Genomic DNA, 17,242 nt, shown 5'->3' with positions numbered 1-17,242 from the left:
ATTAACACGCCGGCGCAAGCTTGAGTGAAATGGCTTGGTAACGAAGTGTATGGACAGTGGCGGCCGCTCGGTAACGGGTCGCAAGGAGGAGCGCACTTACTTGCTGCCAAGATTCCACGCTTCCGGAAACTGGCTTATGACTTTTGCGCTGGAAACGGAAAGGCGATTGCCCTGGATGGCGAGCCGAACGAATCGTTTGGTCAGGTATTCGAGCGGAAGATGCGCTGCATTGGCCAGGAAAGCCTCCCGCAATCGCAGCGCGCACTTCAACATGCCCGCGACGTCATTGCAATCGCGTAGAGCGACCGCCATTGGCACGTCAAAGTTCGCCTGGATTTCCTCGCCCCCGATAAGAAATCGGGCGTCGAGCGTATCGAGCCATGCTTCGTATTCGTCCAATCCGCCTCTGCCCATCGCCATCCTTGTTAATTGACGTCTTGCAGCACGCTCACGCTGATTGCGAGACGAGGCCGCATAGTTCAGACAAGGACGCAATCGCATCTCCCGTGCTGGAGCGCCCTTTCCGATCCAGCAAAAGCGCCTGCATCCCGAATGCGCGCGGCCCATCGACATCGGCTTCGACCGTATCCCCGACCATCAGTACCTCGCCCGGTGCACAGCCCAGCTGCCGACACGCCCGCTCGTAAATGCGCGAATCCGGCTTGATTGCCGCCGCGTCGAAACTCCAGACATAAGCATCGAGCGTGATCGGCAGCGACGACGTGACCGGCGCCGCATAATCAAGCGCAAGATTCGAACATAGTCCCAGTTTGAAGCCGCGGCTTTTTAATTCATGAAGCACCGGCAACGTGTCCGTAAATGGCGTGATCGACGCAATTTCGGTCGCCAGCTCGCTTTCCAGATGAGCGCGATCCGCATCGGTCAAGCGAATTCCCAGCAGGTTGGCGGTTTCCTGCAATCCGACAGCCCGGCCCATGATGATGGCGGCGTCTTGGGCGCTGGGCTTGCGGCCCTGGCCCGCGCCGATCTGAATCAGCTGACGAAACGGCGCACGTTTATCGCCAATCTCGACGAGGGTGCCATACACGTCGAACAGGATGGCTTTCACGGCGCTGCTATCCAATTTCTCCATATGTTCTCAAAGCCTATGCCGTTCGTTTTCAACCATTTTCTACAAGTGTGGCTTATCACCTTCACTCGTTGAACTCGTCAGCGTTCTTTCACCGGTCGCTGGATAGCCAGTTCAGCGTCATCGCAGCGATGTTATCTGGAAACACCACAACGCACCATTATCAAAACCACTACGTTAAAATAACGTCAATACAACCACCGATGGGACAACGATGTTCAACGGAAGCTGCTGCTGTGGTGCCGTTCGATTTACCCTGTCGCGCGCACCGTCGATGATGGGCACCTGTCACTGCACGCGCTGCCGCAAGGTGGGCGCGAGCGCACTCGTGTTCGTCGAGCGCGATGCGTTTACGCTCGTTGCGGGTGCGGACACCATCGTCACCTACAAACCGGAGCCGCCCTACCGATACAACCGCTGCTTCTGCGCGCAGTGCGGCACCTCGCTCGGCGAGCCGACGTCGACGAGTGCTTCGTTTCCGATTGCGGCCAATTGCTTCGATGACGATTTAAGCATCGCCAACGGCTTCCACATGTTCGTCAGCGACAAGCCGGCCTGGTACGACATCTGCGATGCGGCGCCCCAATTCCCGGAAAATCCGCCGGCTTGATCGATGACGATGCGCGGCCAAGGCTGAATTAAAAAGGCCGCCCGGTCACCGCGGACGGCCTTTTTGTCCTGGAAGTCAGCGGATCATCGACTCCCACACCTTCTGCAGCCGCTTGGCCGACACCGGCATCGGCGTGCGCAGCTCCTGGGCGAACAGCGAGACGCGCAGCTCTTCCAGCATCCAGCGGTACTCCGTCATGCGCGGATCGTTGACCTTGCCCGGCTGCTTGGAGACGCGCTGCCACTGGCTGGCGGCATTCTGCCAGTCGGCCATCAGCTGCGCGTCGCGCGAGGGATTGCCGCGCAGTTTTTCCAGGCGTACGTTCATCGCTTTCAAATAACGCGGGAAGTGCGCCAGCTGGCTGTACTCGTTGTCGGCGATGAAGCGCTTGTGCACCAGTCCCGCCAGTTGCTCCTGCATGTCGGTGCCGACCGCGGGCGGCAGGCCTTTCAGGCGCTTGGGCATGCCGTGGAACTCGGAGAGGATCGACCCCACCAGGCGCGCGATCTCGTTGATGAGCAAACCGATGCGGCCCTTGCCTTCGTCCTTGCGCTTGTTGAAGGAGGCGGCATCCGTCGGCAACGGATCCTGCAGGCAGGCGATGTCGATCGCCTTCTGCACGATCTGGTCGCGCAGCTCTTCCTGCGAGCCGACCGTCATGAACTGCATGCCCATCCCCTGTAGGCCGGGGATGTTCTTCTCGGCGAATTTCAGTTGATCCTTCAGCTGCAGCGCGAACAGGCGGCGCAGGCCGATGCGGTGGGTGCGCGCGGCCACGTTCGGGTCGTCGAAGACCTCGAGGTCGCAGTGCGTGCCCTTGTCGACCAGGGCCGGGAAGCCGATCAGGGTCAGCTTGCCCTGGTTAATCTCGAGGAGTTCGGGCAGCTCGCCGAAGGTCCAGCTGGTGAGATTGGTGTGCTGGCTGACGGCGGGCGCCGCGGCCTTTGGCGCCGGCGCGGCGCCTTTGTCCTGCGCGGCGGGCGGCGGCGTGACCGGCGCCTTGCCCTTGCCGCCGCCCCAGGCCGCGGGCGTGGCCACGGCGCTGCGCACGTTGCCCAAGCTGCCAACTGCGGCCGGCGTCGCTTCCGCCATCCGCTGGAAGCTCTCGCGCGCCTGCCTGCCCAGTTCGGCCTGCAGGCTGGCGAGATTGCGCCCCATCTCGAGCTGGCGGCCGTTCTCGTCGATGATCTTGAAATTCATGAACAGGTGGGTCGGCAGCGTTTCGAGCTTGAAGTCGCCCGTCAACACGTTCACGCCCGTTTCCGCACGCACGTCCGCGATCAGCACGTCGACCAGGTCGCCGCGCCCGAAGGCATTCGCCGCATGGATGCGTTCCACGAAACGCGCCGCGTAGTCCGGCAGCGGCACGCAGTGGCGGCGCAGCTTTTGCGGCAAGGACTTCAGCATCAGGTGCACGCGTTCCTTGAGCATGCCCGGCACCAGCCAGGCCGCGCGCTCTTGCGGGATCTGGTTCAGCGCGAACAGCGGCACCGACAAGGTCACGCCGTCGCGGGGACTGCCCGGCTCGAAGTGGTACGAGAGGCCCATCTCGATGCCGGTGACGTTCATCGTCTTCGGGAACAGCTCGGTGGTGACGCCGGCCGCCTCGTGGCGCATCAGCTCTTCGCGGTTCAGGTACAAGAGCTTGGGGTTGTCGCGCGATGCGTCCTTGTACCACTTCTCGAAGCCGGCGCCGTTGACCACGTCCTTCGGGATCTCGGCGTCGTAAAAGGCGGCGATCAGCTGGTCGTCCACCAGCACGTCCTGGCGCCGCGATTTGTGTTCGAGGTTCTCGATCTCCTTCACCAGCTTGTGGTTGTGCGCATAGAAGGGCTGGCGCGTTTCGTAGTCGCCCGCCACCAGCGCGTCGCGGATGAAGATCTCGCGCGCTTCGTACGGGTTGTGCAGCGCGTGGTTGATGCGGCGGCCGCTGTAGACGACGATGCCGTACAGGGTGGCGCGCTCCAGCGCGGACACCTGCGCCGGCTTCTTTTCCCAGCGCGGCTCGCCCCAGGATTTTTTCAGGAGGTGCGCGCCGACCTTCTCCACCCACTCGGGCTGGATCTGCGCGATGCAGCGCGCGTACAAACGCGTGGTCTCGACCAGTTCGGCCGCCATGATCCAGCGGCCCGGCTTCTTGGTCAGCGAGGAGCCCGGCCAGATGTGGAACTTGATGCCGCGCGCGCCGAGATAGGCGCCGCCCGGTTCGTCCTCGGCCTTGAAGCCGATGTTCCCGAGCAGGCCGGTCAGCAGCGCCAGGTGCAGCTGGTCGTAGGTGGCCGGCGATTCGTTCAGGCGCCAGCCCTGCTCGCGCACGATGGTGAGCAGTTGCGAATGCACGTCGCGCCACTCGCGCAGGCGCACCTGCGACAGGAAGTTGGCGCGGCAGTTTTCCTGCAGCAGGCGGTTGCTCTTCTTGTGTTCGATCGCGTCCTCGAACCAGTTCCAGATTTTGATAAAGCTGAGGAACTCGGACTTCTCGTCGGCGAATTTCTTGTGCTTCTCGTCGGCCTGCTGCTGGAACTCCATCGGCCGGTCGCGCGGATCCTGCACCGACAGGGCCGAGGCGATGATCAGCATCTCGGAGAGGCAGTTGTTGTCGAGCGAGGCGAGGATCATGCGGCCCACGCGCGGGTCGAGCGGCAGGCGCGCGAGCTTGCGGCCCAGGGGCGTGAGTTCGTTGGCATCGTCGACCGCGCCCACTTCCTGCAGCAGTTGGTAGCCGTCGGCGATCGCGCGGCCTTGCGGCGGCTCGATGAAGGGGAAGGTCTCGACGTCCGTCAGGTGCAGCGACTTCATGCGCAGGATGACGGCGGCCAGCGAAGAGCGCAGGATCTCCGGGTCGGTGAACTTCGGGCGCTGATTGAAATCGTCTTCTTCGTACAGGCGGATGCAGACGCCGTCGGCCACGCGGCCGCAACGGCCGGCACGCTGGTTCGCGGCCGACTGCGCGATCGGTTCCACCTGCAGCTGCTCGACCTTGTTGCGGAAGCTGTAGCGTTTTACGCGCGCGAGACCGGCGTCCACCACGTAGCGGATGCCGGGCACGGTCAGCGAGGTCTCGGCCACGTTCGTGGCCAGCACGATGCGGCGCGCGTTGGTGGTGCGGAAGACGCGATCCTGCTCCTCCACGGACAGGCGCGCGAACAGCGGCAGGATCTCGACATGCGGCGGATGGTGCTTGCGCAGCGCTTCGGCGCAGTCGCGGATCTCGCGCTCGCCCGGCAGGAAGACCAGCACGTCGCCCTGCCCCAGGCGGCACAACTCATCGACGCCGTCGACCACGGCGTCCATCAGGTCGCGCTTTTCGCGCGCCTGCTGCGCTGGTTTTTTCCCACCTTGGGCGGGCTTGTTGTCGACGCCGCCGCTTCCAGTACCTGCGACAACCGGATCGCGGTCGACCGGACGATAGCGGATCTCGACCTTGTACAGGCGGCCCGAGACCTCGATCACGGGCGCCGGCTTGCCGTCCTGGCGTGCAAAGTGGCGCGCGAAGCGTTCGGCGTCGATCGTCGCCGAGGTGATGATCACCTTGAGGTCGGGACGGCGCGGCAGCAGCTGCTTCAGGTAGCCGAGCAGGAAGTCGATGTTCAGGCTGCGTTCGTGGGCCTCGTCGATGATGATCGTGTCGTAGGCCTTGAGCAGCGGGTCGGTCTGGGTTTCGGCCAGCAGGATACCGTCGGTCATCAGCTTGATCGAAGCGCCCGGCTGCAGCGTGTCGTTGAAGCGCACCTTGTAGCCGACGTGTTCGCCCAGCGGCGTGCCGATCTCCTGCGCGATGCGTTTCGCGGTGGAAGACGCGGCGATACGGCGCGGCTGCGTGTGGCCGATCAGGCCCTTCTCGCCGCGGCCCAGCTGCAGGCAGATCTTCGGCAGCTGCGTGGTCTTGCCGGAGCCGGTTTCGCCGGAGACGATGATGACCTGGTTCTCGACCAGGGCCTTGGCGATCTCCTCGCGCCGGCCCGATACCGGCAGGTCTTCCGGATAGGTGATCGGCGGTAGCGGCGTCTGCACGCGCGGGGCGCGAGGCGCTTTGGATTCGTCACGCGGCGCTTTCGACTCGTCGCGCGGCTTGCGTTCGCGCGGTGCGGCATCGGCCTCGCCTTGCGGACGCGCGCTGCGCTCGCCCTGCGGCCGCGGTGCGCGCTGTGCGCGTTCGCCCGGGGTGCGCTCGCCTTGCGGCTGCTGGCGCCCTTGCCCGCGCGGCTCACCCTCGCCAGCATGGCGGCGCTCGCGTTTCACCTGCAGCTCCGGCGTCTGCGTCAGCGGCGCACGCAATTCTCCGCGTGCGCGCGACTGCGTGTCATGACTGGTCGGGACTGCTGCGCGCGCCGTGTCCGGCTTAGGCTTGTTACTCTGTTCAGACATTGATTTTTACGAGGTATTTGGTGCGCAAGTCGCGCAGCGAATTATAATGCGGCAAATGGAAAACCCTACCCAATTCGTCCAGTGGCTGCGCTCTGTCGCGCCGTATATTCATGCCTTTGGCGGCAAGACGTTTGTCGTCGCTTTTCCCGGCGAACTGGTGGCTGCCGGCGCCCTGCCGGTGCTGGCGCAAGACCTGTCCCTGCTCGTCGCACTCGGCATCCGCATCGTGCTGGTGCACGGTTCGCGGCCGCAGGTGGCCGAGCAGCTCGCGCTGCGTAACGTCGAGGGACGCTTCCACAACGGCGTGCGCATCACCGACACCGCGGCCATGGAATGCGCCAAGGAAGCGGCCGGCGAACTGCGCCTCGATATCGAAGCCGCGTTCAGCCAGGGTTTGCCGAACACGCCGATGTCGAACGCCCAGATCAGCATCGTCTCCGGTAACTTCGTCGTCGCCCGTCCGCTGGGCGTGATCGACGGCGTCGATTACGAACTGACGGGTGTGACGCGCAAGATCTCGCACGAGAAAATCGCGCCGATCCTGCAGACCGAAGACAACCTGGTGCTGCTCTCGCCGCTGGGCTTCTCGCCGACTGGCGAAGTATTCAACCTGACGATGGAAGACGTGGCCGCGGCCGCCGCGATCGCCCTCCACGCCGACAAGCTGATCTACATTACCGAGACGCCGATGATGTCGGACGCCGCCGGCACCGAGATCCGCGAGCTGTCCTCGCACCAGGCCGAGGCCGTGCTGCAGGCGAATTTTTTACCGCCGGACGCCGCCTTCTACCTGCGCCACGCAATCAAGGCCTGCAACAGCGGCGTCGACCGCGCCCACATCGTGCCTTTCGAGATGGACGGCTCGGCCCTGCTCGAGCTGTTCACCCACGACGGCGTGGGCACCATGATCAGCCACGAGAATCTGGAGAGCCTGCGCCAGGCCACAATTGAGGACGTCGGCGGAATTATCAAGCTGATCGAGCCATTGGAAGCCGACGGCACGCTGGTGTACCGCGGCCGCGAGCTGATCGAACGCGAGATCGACCAGTTCTCGGTCATCGAGCACGACGGCGTCATCTTCGGCTGCGCCGCGCTGTACCCGTTCCCGGAATCGAAGATGGGCGAGATGGCCTGCCTTACCGTGAACCCGGACGTGCAGGCGCAGGGCGACGGCGAACGCATCCTGAAGCACATGGAAAACCGCGCGCGCGCCGCCGGTCTGACGAAACTGTTCGTGCTGACCACGCGCACCGCGCACTGGTTCAAGAAGCGCGGCTTCCAGCCGGCGACCGTGGACGACCTGCCGAAGGACCGCCAGCACATGTATAACTGGCAGCGCAAGTCACAGGTTTTCATCAAGACTTTATAATCGCTGTTTTATTTCATACCGAATCAGGAGCACACATGGCCCGCACCGTCCACTGCATCAAACTGAACAAGGAAGCCGAAGGGCTGGACTTCCCGCCGGTTCCCGGCGAAATGGGCAAAAAATTGTACATGTCGGTGTCGAAGGAAGCCTGGCAGGGCTGGCTCAAGCACCAGACCATGCTGGTCAACGAGAACCGCCTGAACGGCACCGACGACCGCGCGCGCAAGTACCTGGCGCAGCAGATGGAAAAGTACTTCTTCGGCGAAGGCGCCGACCAGGTCGCCGGCTACGTGCCGCCGACGGCGTAAGCGTTTCTTCCCTTCCGGACGGGCGTCCTGCCCGTCCGTCCGCATCACAGCAAGTCTTCTAGTCAGCCTCGTTTTCCGCTTTCGCTTCCGGCGGGTACACGATCTTCTCCCCCACGACCTGCGCGAACGGCGTCAGCCTGGCCGGCCGCCGCTTGCCCGGATTGATGATGTGCTCGACCGGAATGCCGCGCACCAGCAGCGCATCGGCCACCATCGAGCGGTGGCAGCGCCAGGGCACGGATTCGGCGCACATCAGCGCGCAGCGCATCTCGCCCGCCAGCGCTACCACCTGCTCCACGTTTTCGCGAAAAGCCTCGGTCTGCATGTAGTCGGCATAGCCGCGAAACGAGGTGTTGCGCCAGCCGCTGTTGGGCGAATCCTTCAATGGCTTGCGCAGGCCGCCCAGGCCCGGGATCTGGCGGTAGCCGATGCCGGCCGCCGCCAGCGAGACGGGCAGCGCGTCCTGGCCGAACTGCGGGTTATGGCGCGACTTGGGCACCGTGCGGATGTCGAGCACGCAGGCGACGTCGTTTTGACGCAGCAAATCGATGAATTCCTCGATCGGCCGGTTCGAATGGCCGATGGTGCAGACGAGGTCCGTGTTCACTGTACAACTCCAAGGGGGCCTGCATGCGCGAAATCGCGAAATCGCGAAATCGCGAAATCGTATTCTCGCGCGGATGAGATTCGACCGGCGCCGCGGAGCTCGTCGTAAAATGAAGGCGTCCTCTACCCGCCTCCATCACCCATGAACAAGCTCGCCGCCTTCGACAACCTGCTGATGGACGACCGCCCGCGCGATTTGACGAGCCTGCGCCGCGGCCTGGTCGAGTTCCTCTACTTCGGCTTCAAGAACGCGCGTTCCTGCCTGTTCGTCTTCACCTTCATGGCCACCGTGCTGGTGATGCCGCGCGCCGGCCTGTTAGGCATTCCGCGCTACGACCTGTTGCTGCTCGTCGCGCTCGGCATCCAGTTCTGGATGGTCTACGCCAAGCTCGAAACCTGGGACGAACTGAAGGCGGTCTGCCTGTTCCACGTGGTCGGCTTTGCGCTGGAGGCCTTCAAGGTGTCGGGCAGCATCCAGTCCTGGAGCTACCCTGATTTCGCCTACACCAAGATCTTCGGCGTGCCGCTGTTCGCCGGCTTCATGTACGCCTCGGTCGGCAGCTATATCGTGCAGGCCTGGCGCATGTTCGACCTGCGCATCCGCCACCATCCGCCCTACTGGATGGCCGCCACGATCGCGATCCTCATCTACGCCAACTTCTTCACCCACCACTACATCGGCGACTACCGCTGGTACCTGGCCGCCTGCGCGCTGGGCCTGTATTCGCGCACCGTCGTCATCTACCGCCCGCTCGACCGCGACCGGCAAATGCCGCTGATGCTGGGTTTCGTGCTGATCGGCTTCTTCATCTGGCTGGCCGAAAATATGGGTACCTTCTGGGGCGTGTGGCGTTATCCGAACCAGTTGGGCGCCTGGTCGATCGTCCACATCAGCAAATGGAGCTCATGGTCGCTGCTGGTGATCATGACGTTCACGATCGTGGCCAGCCTCAAGCACATCAAGAGCAAGATCCACATCGCCGAGGCATGAACATGAAAAAACCGCGCAGCAAGGCTTACACGATCGCGAAATGGGTGCTGATCGCCCTGCTCGTGCTCTTCCTCGTCACGCGCGTGATCCGATTCGTGCTGCAGTAGCGCCAACGACAACACCCGCGCACCTTGCGGCTGCGGGTTGCGGTGGACAGCCGATGCGGCTGTCCGATGTATGCTCGGACTCGCTGACGAATTACTTCGAGGCGTCCTGCATCTTCTCGCCGGCGCGCTCCAGGCCCTTGCCGGCCTTGTCGGTCACGTTGGCGGCGCCTTCCTTGACTTCGGCAGCGGCTTCTTTCGATTCCTGGCGGATCTCGGCGCCGGCTTCCTTCATGTTGGCGGCAGCGCGGTCAGCGGCGGCATCGACATTTGCGGCGGCCTTCTCGGCACCCTGCTCGACGTTTTCGGCGGCGCGCTCGGTGGCGTTGCCCACGGCAGCAGCAGCTTCTTTCGTTTCCTGAGCGGCGTTGGCAGCGGTGTTGTCGATCGCTGCGCCGGCTTCCTGGGCTGGGCCCGTCGATGGATCGGCGTCTTTCTTGCAACCAGTGGCGAGGACGGCAACGGCAAGCATCAGGGCGGAAATGGTAGTCTTGTTCATGGTGGTTCTCCTTATCAAATTGTTATGCTCAGATTACACCTTTCCGACAATACAGGCCACACGTTACAGTTGTTACAAAAACACATCTTTTTCCGGCATGATGGAGGGCCCGAATAAATGGAAGCACAGTGACACCCGAGATCAATCCCCACGAGGTCGAATTCATCGCCATCCGCGCCCAGGGCCCCGGCGGCCAGAACGTCAACAAGGTGTCGTGCGCGGTGCATGCGCGTTTCGACATCGCCGCTTCCTCCCTGCCCGCCTGGGTGAAGGAGCGCCTGCTGGCCATGCGCGACACCCGCATCACGCGCGAGGGCGTGCTGGTGCTGAAAGCCCAGCAGTCGCGCAGCCTGGAGCAGAACAAGGAAGACGCGCTCGGACGCCTGCAGGCGCTGGTCGCGCAGGCCTCTGAGGTGCAGGCCGTGCGCCGGCCGACCAAGCCGACGCGCGGCTCGCAGCGGCGCCGGCTCGATGAAAAGACGCGCAGTGGGCAGATCAAGGCCTTGCGCGGCAGGGTCAGCGAATAATGCGCATCACGCCGGACGGCGGCGATGGAAGGTCAGCGGGCTCACCGAAGCATATGGCACGGCTGACGGCGGCGCCGAGCGCAGGATGCCGGGCTTCATGGCGCCGACCACGTGCATCTCGCAGGGCTTGCAGTCGAAGCGCAGCGTGTAGGTGTCCTCGCCCGTGGTCAGCGTCATCGGTTCGGCCTTCACCTGGCCCTGCACCCCCTGCACGCCCTTGGCCTGCTTCGGGCACAGGTTGAACGAGAAGCGCAGGCAGTGCTTGGTGATCATCAGCGACACTTCGCCCGGTTCCTGGTGCGCCTCGTAGGCCGCGTCGATCAGGCCCACGCCGTGCTTGTGATAGAAGGCGCGCGCCTTTTCGTTGTAGACGTTGGCGAGGTAGGACAGATGGGTGGCCGGATAGACCGCGGGCGGCTGCACCGGCGCCTTGCGCTCCGGGCGCTCCCACGCAGCCAAGCGTGCCGCCTCGTGCGCCGCCACGGCGTCGCGCCGCAGCGCGTTGATGGCGGCGGCGGGGACGAACCACGGCTGCGACAGGTTCAGGACGATGCCGTTGGCTTCGAACATCGTGTTGCCGAGTTTCGTCAGGCTGGTGCGCAGCGCCGCGTCGGCCTGTTCAAGGTTGTGCGCCGCTTGCAGCGCCAGCTGCGCGCGCGTCACGCTTTCGATGCCGTCCTCGTCGCGCAGAGTCAGGGCGAGGCCGCCCTCGCTTTTCGCCAGCGTCAGGTGCAGCGCCACCTTGCGCTCGGCCGAGCGTTTGGTGAGCGCCGCTTCCCATTGGTGGTCACGATTGCGGTGAATCCGGATACCGGGCTTCAGGCCGGGCAAGGCGCTGATCGGCTCGTTCGGGAAGACGCGCCAGCGCTGGCCCTCCTCGCTTTCGCCCAACTTCTGCACGGTGTTGGCCCCGACGCCGACGCTGGTGCGCTTGTTCATGTAGTTCAAGCCGTCGCCGTTGGCCAGCGCCGCGTCGGTCATCATCTCGAAGTGGTCGAGGCCGACCTTGCTGACGGCGCCCACTTCCACGCCCAGGTACTTGGGCGAATTGAAGGCACCGATGTCTTCCTGGCGGCCCTGCGCAAAATAATCCGTGTGGCCGCGGTTGAAGTTCTTGTCGACGTCGGGCGTGAAGAAGATCTGCGTGTGACCGCTGGCGGCGCGGACAAAGCCAGCGCGGCGTTCCAGGATCTCGTCGAGCAGCAGGCGGTAGTGGGCCGTGATGTTCTTCACATAGCCCATGTCCTTGTAGCGGCCTTCGATCTTGAACGAGCGGATGCCGGCGTCGATCAGCGCTTCCAGGTTGCGACTTTGATCGTTGTCCTTCATCGACAGCAGGTGCTTGTCGTAGGCGACGACGCCGCCCTTGCCGTCGGTGAGCGTATACGGCAGGCGGCAAGCCTGGGAACAGTCGCCGCGGTTGGCGCTGCGGCCCGTGTCCGCATGCGAGATGTAGCACTGGCCCGAAAACGCGACGCACAGGGCGCCATGGATGAAGTACTCGAGCGGGGTGTCGACTTCGGCGCGGATCTTGCGGATCTGTTCGACCGTCAGTTCGCGCGCCAGCACCAGCTGCGAGAAGCCGACGTCGCCCAGGAACTTCGCCTTCTCCACGGTGCGGATGTCGCACTGGGTGCTGGCGTGCAGCTGGATCGGCGGCAGGTCGAGTTCGAGCAGGCCCATGTCCTGGATGATGAGCGCATCGACGCCCGCCTCGTACAGCTGCCAGACCTGCTGGCGCGCCAGATCGAGCTCGGCGTCGTGCATGATCGTGTTCATCGTCACGAAAATGCGCGCGCGGTAGCGGTGCGCGAACTGCACCAGGCTGGCGATCTCCTCCAAGGAATTGCTGGCGTTGTGGCGCGCGCCGAAGGCGGGGCCGCCGATATACACGGCATCGGCGCCATGCAGGATCGCCTCGCGGCCGATCTCGGCGGTCTTGGCAGGCGACAGGAGTTCGAGCTGGTGCTCAAGTAGGGACATGGCGCATTCCTCGGTGGAGAAGACCGTCGATTATAGCTTTGGGGGTGCGGCCTGTCATCGTCGCCGAGGTTGGGGAGCTATCCGATCGCCTACCCATTGTCTTGCACGGATTTCAACTGGGACATTTTGTCTCGTTGTATTGAAATTTCTTTTAAGTACAATGGCTTAGCACGTACAGCAGAAGCATCCTCCCCTGGCAGTCGCTGACGTTTTCTCCTCCCTCATCTGCGTTCGCAGCTCACCTGGAAATACTCGACATGGAATGGTTCCCTATCGTCGCCGTGACCTTCAAGCTTCTCGTGCTAGGCACGGGAATGTTCTTCGCCATCAAGTGGCATTACGATCAGGGAAAGAAGGGCAAGGTGCAGGAGCGGCACGCGGTGCTGCAGGGCGCGGCCAAGGCGGCCGCCATCTTCATGCTGGCGCTGCTGGCCCTGGGGTTCATCATCTTCGGCCTGGTCAGCAGGCTTAGTCTGGATTTGAGCATGCCTTGATGGCCTCGGCCGATATCCGATGCGGCGGTGCTAGCGGCCTGTGAACTCCAGGTAGCCGGGAAAGCGTTCGGATGGGATGGCCCGAAACGGCCAGCGCGCATCCGCCATCGCAGCCTCGAGCGACACCGGCGCATTCCACAGCTCGGACACCACGTCGATCCCGGCAGTATCGGGAACGACACTGCCCAGTTCCAGATAGTTGAGCCAGAATGAGTCCGGTTCGTCCCATTTGGAAGGGAGGCTGTGCAGGCCGCGCTTGCGCTCCGCCTCGAAGATCGAATTGTATCGACCTTGCCAATTCAGATTCTGCAGGTTACCGATGGAGTAGACGAAATCGGCCGGTATGAACGGGTGCGGCACCATGGCGAGCACGGCAGGCTCGACGGAGACCAGAAAGAAGCGCTTGTTCGCGAAATAGATAGCGCGGCGGGCATCCGCTCCGTTCAGCCGGGCAGATTCCCATCCTCCCATTCGCACCAGCAATCGCTTGGCAACCGACGTCACCTCGTCTTCGCCGAAGCGCGCGAACAGGCCCTCCCCCTTGTAACGAAACTTGCGTGGCTGGCCCGGGTCGAAACCGAGAGAGAAGGTGTAACGCAGCTCCATCTTCATGGGCTTGCCTTTGTGGAGCGGCACCGAGGTAAATTCGGTTGCGGGTTCCCATTGGGCTGCGGCTAGCGGGATGTCGAGGAGCAGGAGTAGCGCCACGATGATTCTAAGCAGCACACCAAGGTGGCATCCGTTTGTTAGCCGTGTCGATAGACGCATTGTCGGCTTCCTCAGTTATCGCGGCATGCTTCGACCTGGACGTCTACGCTCGACCTGACGTGGATACTGTCCGCGTGAGACGTATGCACGCTACAACACTCTTGCTGGAACGAGATAGCAGCGGTTGGGTTTGCTCGGGCTGAATTGTTACAATCAGGCATGCGAAAAATAGTTCTTCTAATTGACGATCAGATGTTGGACATTGCATTGACACGCCAGGCCTTGAGCGACTGCAGCATCGAACACGAGATCATTGCCACGTTCGACGGTTTCGAGGGACTCACCCAGCTCGCGTCGAAACGGTTCGATGTCGTCATTCTCGATCTAAAAATGCCGAAAGTCGATGGGTTTGAAGTATTGGCGCAAATGCGCGTGCAACCCGCCCTGTCGACGATTCCCGTCATCGTCGTGTCCAATTCAGATCTGCAGGTTGACCGTGCCCGCGCGTCGACCTTGGGCGCAGTCGAATACGTTCACAAGTCTCTGGATTATTCCGATTTCAAGAGCAACTTGAAGGCCGCACTGGGCCAGCACGGGTTTTGCTGACAGGTGAATCGACCTTGGTCGGGTGATGGCTGACGTTTGCTGTCTCTATGTATAGAGACGTTTAATAGCGTCCGCTTTCGACTGACGGCTGAGCTGGCTTGCCGTCTGCTTACGACCCTTAGCGGTCACAGGACCATGCCAAGAACTCGCCAACGGTGTCCGAGGAGGTCAGCACTAGCAGCGCCTCTGCAAGCTCGTGTTGCCCCTTTGCCGCGGCAGTAGCAGACAAGGCACAGGCCGTAAAAGCAGCGTTCCACTGCTTTTCTCCGGCGCTCGCAGCTAGGGCAGGAATGCGGCTTAGCGATTCGAAGTAGTCTGTTACTAGGTCATGGGGAACATCGATACCATTTTTGTGCCGGCAGATTTCAACCCAGGCTGGGAAGTGAAAATACACGTCAGTCACGCGTTCTGGTGAGCTAGCGATTGCCGCGATAACGTGTGGAACCGCTGCAAACGAGGCCGAGTACACGTCGCCCTGATGGGCAAGGGCGCTCCATAGGCTGAACCACGGTTCGGAACTGCCATCATCACTCGGTAAAGCAGATAGCTGCCGAAGAAGCTCAGGAATTCTCGCAGCGCTGCCGTAAGCATCGGACAGCTCGCCCCATCGTGGACTGCTTAGTTCCAGCATCTCTTATCCCCTTTATCTTTTGACGCATCGCCTACTCCCTCGACGACCGCTTCTGGCCGGTTGCAGTCATTCGGCCGAGCATAGCACGTTGCCAACAAAGAAATCTCATGTGCTGTCGCGGACTCCTGCACCGACATCCTCTAGTGCCATCGACACACCATGGTGTACCATTGATCTTTCGTCAACGGTATAGTGGTTGTTAGGAAACGTATGAGCACAGCATTGCTTCAAGCGTTGGAGAAACAAGACATTCACGGACTCGTCTCCGCAATCGAAGCCGGTGCTGACGTGAACGAATTTGTAAAGCCCAACGGCGAACGGCCACTTACAGTCGCTATTGAGTCTTTTGAATGCCCTGTGGAGCGGCACACTGCATTGCATATTCTGCTAGCTGCAGGTGCCAATCCGACGCTTCTTGACGATGACGAGGAGTTCCTTGGACCACTATTTTCCGCCATGCTTGCTCAAGATGCGAAGTCGCTACGAATACTCCTTACAGCCGGTGCTGATCCGGCCTTGGAACACCGAGGTCTTGGAGAAACTCTATATGAGGCGGCTGAGGTCGACTACCTGCTCGAAACCTGGATGATGGAACTCCCAGAGCAACCGATGGACGCAGACAAAGCCTCTGAAGAGGCATGGCTCGGGTTCCTAAAACGAATAGCGGTCGAACACGGCAAGCCTACGCCCGACTGCATGTTTGAACTGTGGAGCGCAGGCGCATGTAGGTCTCTCCGGAGATCAGATTAACCAGCGGATTACAAATTTAGTACGAACTTGGTTGACAGTAGGTCAGGTGCTGGTAGGTCCGCTTCCGACCCATTGCGGACCTTCAAGTGCCGCGTATTGGAAAGTCGTTCAACAACCGCACACACTGCGATGACAATGGACGCAAGTAGCTTTGATCGATGGAAAAGGTGAATCGATGTTCTTGAGTTAACTGGTCCGGCGTGATTTGCACTTCCATCTCAACTGCGCCTAGAGACCGCGCCTTTAACGTCACGCCAATCTCAGGCTCCATGCATGCGAGTTTCGCCTCACCCTCTATCTCCGCGAGCAGCTTGTCTACAGCATGCTGCCAATCGGAGATTTCGTTCGTGCGGATGAAGGCTCCCCGTACAAGCACAGTTGCACCATTCTCAGAGCAGATCGCGGTAGCGTTCAGCCAATTTCCGTCCCAGTAGTCGTCCGCGTTCCGATACTGGTATCCGTGCACCCAAAGCTTGAGGCCAGCAAGATGAAGATGTGGCTCGCCCAGTTCGTCTATGTAGCGGTTCATTCTCAGTAGCTTAACGGGTGAAATGGTCTCGGTGTATGTCCGCTTGTGGCCGATAGCAGACGATACTAAAGCGATTAGTCTACCCTAGTTGTTGCCAAATTGGAAAGTTTAGACAGCTTGACTTGAAGAGCTTAACGTCCGCTTCNGTCCGCTCCTGGCCGATAGCAGACGATACTAAAGCGATTAGTCTACCCTAGTTGTTGCCAAATTGGAAAGTTTAGACAGCTTGACTTGAAGAGCTTAACGTCCGCTTCCGACCGAGAGCAGACGTTTATAGTGTGTTGGAGACTAGGGTTGCTCGAACGTCTGACGCATGACTTCCAAGTCGTACTCGAGTAACAAATCGCTATGTCGCGTGTATAGCTCGGCTAGAGCTGACTTCTGTTGACCAATTACGTCCATCCCCCTATCGTCGTACGGGTGACAAACAATGCCCTTGTGCGAGTTGAGCAGGTAAACGCGGCAATGTGGATTTGGATGTAATGAGCCAAAATCGGTAACGACGGCACACCAAAGGAGGTTTTGGAGTTTGGTCACTGGGACTTCAAAAGCGCAGCTAACCCAATGTCCAGCTCCGTAGTCGTCATCGTCGTCAGTTTGATCTACCCATACGTCCCTGACGCTTGGAATGACGATTCCGGCCAGTCGAAGCTCGCGAAGCATCTCGCGAAAGCTAAAACGCGATGCTGATGCAAATGCCTGTAGATGAACAAGAATCTGCTCTTCTCCCATGAACACATCATTGCAAACGGCGGTTGCCTTGCGCAGAGCCGTCAGCACCTGGTCGAGCGGACTGCCTCCACTTGACAGTCCAAAACGAAGACTTCCCGGAAACCTGTAAAACAGTCCAAATCGATACGTGTCCCCGACGGCTTCCTGAATTTTTTCTCTGAGCATCATAGGGTCATTCTCTGCTTTAGMAGCAGGAGGCGGCGCAAGAGGCCAGGGCGTGACTCACAGTGACCGTTCCTGGCAATCCCTGCCTAAACATAGGTGCTCCGATAAAGAAACTCATGAGTAATCGCCGCCCTCGACAACGCTGACCACATAGACGTCTGCTTCTGGCCGA

At 61.4% G+C, this 17,242-nt stretch carries 18 protein-coding genes; 8 read left to right on the top strand and 10 right to left on the bottom strand.

The annotated features are described in order from the left end of the window. Positions 1-96: 96 nt before the first annotated feature. Together ASF77_RS00080 and ASF77_RS00075 are read right to left on the bottom strand one after the other, a co-directional pair. Complete coding sequence (locus tag ASF77_RS00080) at positions 97-399, bottom strand: hypothetical protein (protein ID WP_156648685.1); 303 nt, start codon at positions 397-399, stop codon at positions 97-99. Positions 400-448: 49 nt separating this feature from the next. After that, positions 449-1,093: an HAD family hydrolase gene (locus ASF77_RS00075; RefSeq protein ID WP_056332555.1), complete on the bottom strand. Its 645-nt coding sequence runs from the start codon at positions 1,091-1,093 to the stop codon at positions 449-451. 211 nt (positions 1,094-1,304) lie between these two features. Here ASF77_RS00075 and ASF77_RS00070 point away from each other — a divergent pair, with 211 nt between their 5' ends. Further along, complete coding sequence (locus ASF77_RS00070; protein WP_056332552.1) at positions 1,305-1,700, top strand: GFA family protein; 396 nt, start codon at positions 1,305-1,307, stop codon at positions 1,698-1,700. A gap of 75 nt (positions 1,701-1,775) precedes the next feature. On the opposite strand, the gene hrpA is transcribed toward ASF77_RS00070, so the two are convergent. Then, positions 1,776-6,068, bottom strand: a complete 4,293-nt coding sequence (gene hrpA, locus ASF77_RS00065) for an ATP-dependent RNA helicase HrpA (RefSeq protein ID WP_229445153.1) — start codon at positions 6,066-6,068, stop codon at positions 1,776-1,778. Positions 6,069-6,123: 55 nt separating this feature from the next. On the opposite strand from hrpA, the gene argA reads away from it, so the two are divergent. Then, positions 6,124-7,437, top strand: coding sequence for an amino-acid N-acetyltransferase (gene argA, locus ASF77_RS00060; protein ID WP_056332548.1), 1,314 nt, complete (start codon positions 6,124-6,126; stop codon positions 7,435-7,437). Between the two features lie 35 nt (positions 7,438-7,472). Next, positions 7,473-7,745: an oxidative damage protection protein gene (locus ASF77_RS00055; RefSeq protein WP_056332541.1), complete on the top strand. Its 273-nt coding sequence runs from the start codon at positions 7,473-7,475 to the stop codon at positions 7,743-7,745. A gap of 58 nt (positions 7,746-7,803) precedes the next feature. Here the strand turns inward: ASF77_RS00055 and ASF77_RS00050 are convergent, their stop codons facing one another. Further along, positions 7,804-8,352: a DUF488 family protein gene (locus ASF77_RS00050; protein WP_056332539.1), complete on the bottom strand. Its 549-nt coding sequence runs from the start codon at positions 8,350-8,352 to the stop codon at positions 7,804-7,806. A gap of 174 nt (positions 8,353-8,526) precedes the next feature. On the opposite strand from ASF77_RS00050, the gene ASF77_RS00045 reads away from it, so the two are divergent. Next, positions 8,527-9,342: a DUF817 domain-containing protein gene (locus ASF77_RS00045; protein WP_200934130.1), complete on the top strand. Its 816-nt coding sequence runs from the start codon at positions 8,527-8,529 to the stop codon at positions 9,340-9,342. A 198-nt stretch (positions 9,343-9,540) separates the two neighbouring features. On the opposite strand, the gene ASF77_RS00040 is transcribed toward ASF77_RS00045, so the two are convergent. After that, complete coding sequence (locus ASF77_RS00040) at positions 9,541-9,945, bottom strand: hypothetical protein (protein WP_229445150.1); 405 nt, start codon at positions 9,943-9,945, stop codon at positions 9,541-9,543. 128 nt (positions 9,946-10,073) lie between these two features. On the opposite strand from ASF77_RS00040, the gene arfB reads away from it, so the two are divergent. Continuing rightward, complete coding sequence (arfB, locus tag ASF77_RS00035) at positions 10,074-10,472, top strand: alternative ribosome rescue aminoacyl-tRNA hydrolase ArfB (protein ID WP_056332533.1); 399 nt, start codon at positions 10,074-10,076, stop codon at positions 10,470-10,472. Positions 10,473-10,478: 6 nt separating this feature from the next. Here arfB and ASF77_RS00030 read toward each other — a convergent pair whose 3' ends face one another. Further along, the gene (locus tag ASF77_RS00030) at positions 10,479-12,455 is read right to left on the bottom strand and encodes a U32 family peptidase (RefSeq protein WP_056332529.1); all 1,977 of its coding nucleotides are present in this window, start codon (positions 12,453-12,455) and stop codon (positions 10,479-10,481) included. A gap of 257 nt (positions 12,456-12,712) precedes the next feature. Between ASF77_RS00030 and ASF77_RS00025 the strand changes: the two genes are divergently transcribed. After that, positions 12,713-12,949 (top strand): hypothetical protein, encoded by a 237-nt coding sequence (locus ASF77_RS00025; protein WP_056332526.1) that lies wholly within the window; start codon positions 12,713-12,715, stop codon positions 12,947-12,949. Between the two features lie 30 nt (positions 12,950-12,979). On the opposite strand, the gene ASF77_RS00020 is transcribed toward ASF77_RS00025, so the two are convergent. Continuing rightward, entirely contained in the window at positions 12,980-13,657 is a 678-nt protein-coding gene (locus ASF77_RS00020) for a hypothetical protein (protein WP_156648684.1), read from the bottom strand. Positions 13,658-13,876: 219 nt separating this feature from the next. Between ASF77_RS00020 and ASF77_RS00015 the strand changes: the two genes are divergently transcribed. Further along, positions 13,877-14,263 (top strand): response regulator, encoded by a 387-nt coding sequence (locus ASF77_RS00015; RefSeq protein ID WP_082493475.1) that lies wholly within the window; start codon positions 13,877-13,879, stop codon positions 14,261-14,263. A 118-nt stretch (positions 14,264-14,381) separates the two neighbouring features. Here the strand turns inward: ASF77_RS00015 and ASF77_RS23440 are convergent, their stop codons facing one another. Next, positions 14,382-14,894, bottom strand: a complete 513-nt coding sequence (locus tag ASF77_RS23440; protein ID WP_082493474.1) for a hypothetical protein — start codon at positions 14,892-14,894, stop codon at positions 14,382-14,384. A gap of 210 nt (positions 14,895-15,104) precedes the next feature. Between ASF77_RS23440 and ASF77_RS00010 the strand changes: the two genes are divergently transcribed. Then, on the top strand, positions 15,105-15,644 hold the full coding sequence (locus tag ASF77_RS00010; protein ID WP_056332514.1) for an ankyrin repeat domain-containing protein: 540 nt from the start codon (positions 15,105-15,107) through the stop codon (positions 15,642-15,644). An 82-nt stretch (positions 15,645-15,726) separates the two neighbouring features. Here the strand turns inward: ASF77_RS00010 and ASF77_RS00005 are convergent, their stop codons facing one another. Together ASF77_RS00005 and ASF77_RS23435 are read right to left on the bottom strand one after the other, a co-directional pair. Then, positions 15,727-16,173 (bottom strand): hypothetical protein, encoded by a 447-nt coding sequence (locus ASF77_RS00005; protein WP_056332511.1) that lies wholly within the window; start codon positions 16,171-16,173, stop codon positions 15,727-15,729. Between the two features lie 288 nt (positions 16,174-16,461). Beyond that, positions 16,462-17,073: a DUF3885 domain-containing protein gene (locus ASF77_RS23435; RefSeq protein WP_082493473.1), complete on the bottom strand. Its 612-nt coding sequence runs from the start codon at positions 17,071-17,073 to the stop codon at positions 16,462-16,464. Positions 17,074-17,242 lie beyond the last annotated feature (169 nt).

The organism is Massilia sp. Leaf139 (assembly GCF_001424165.1).
Taxonomy (GTDB): domain Bacteria; phylum Pseudomonadota; class Gammaproteobacteria; order Burkholderiales; family Burkholderiaceae_D; genus Telluria.
Note: the sequence above shows the minus strand (reverse complement) of the source record. Positions and strands in the feature narration are given on the sequence as shown.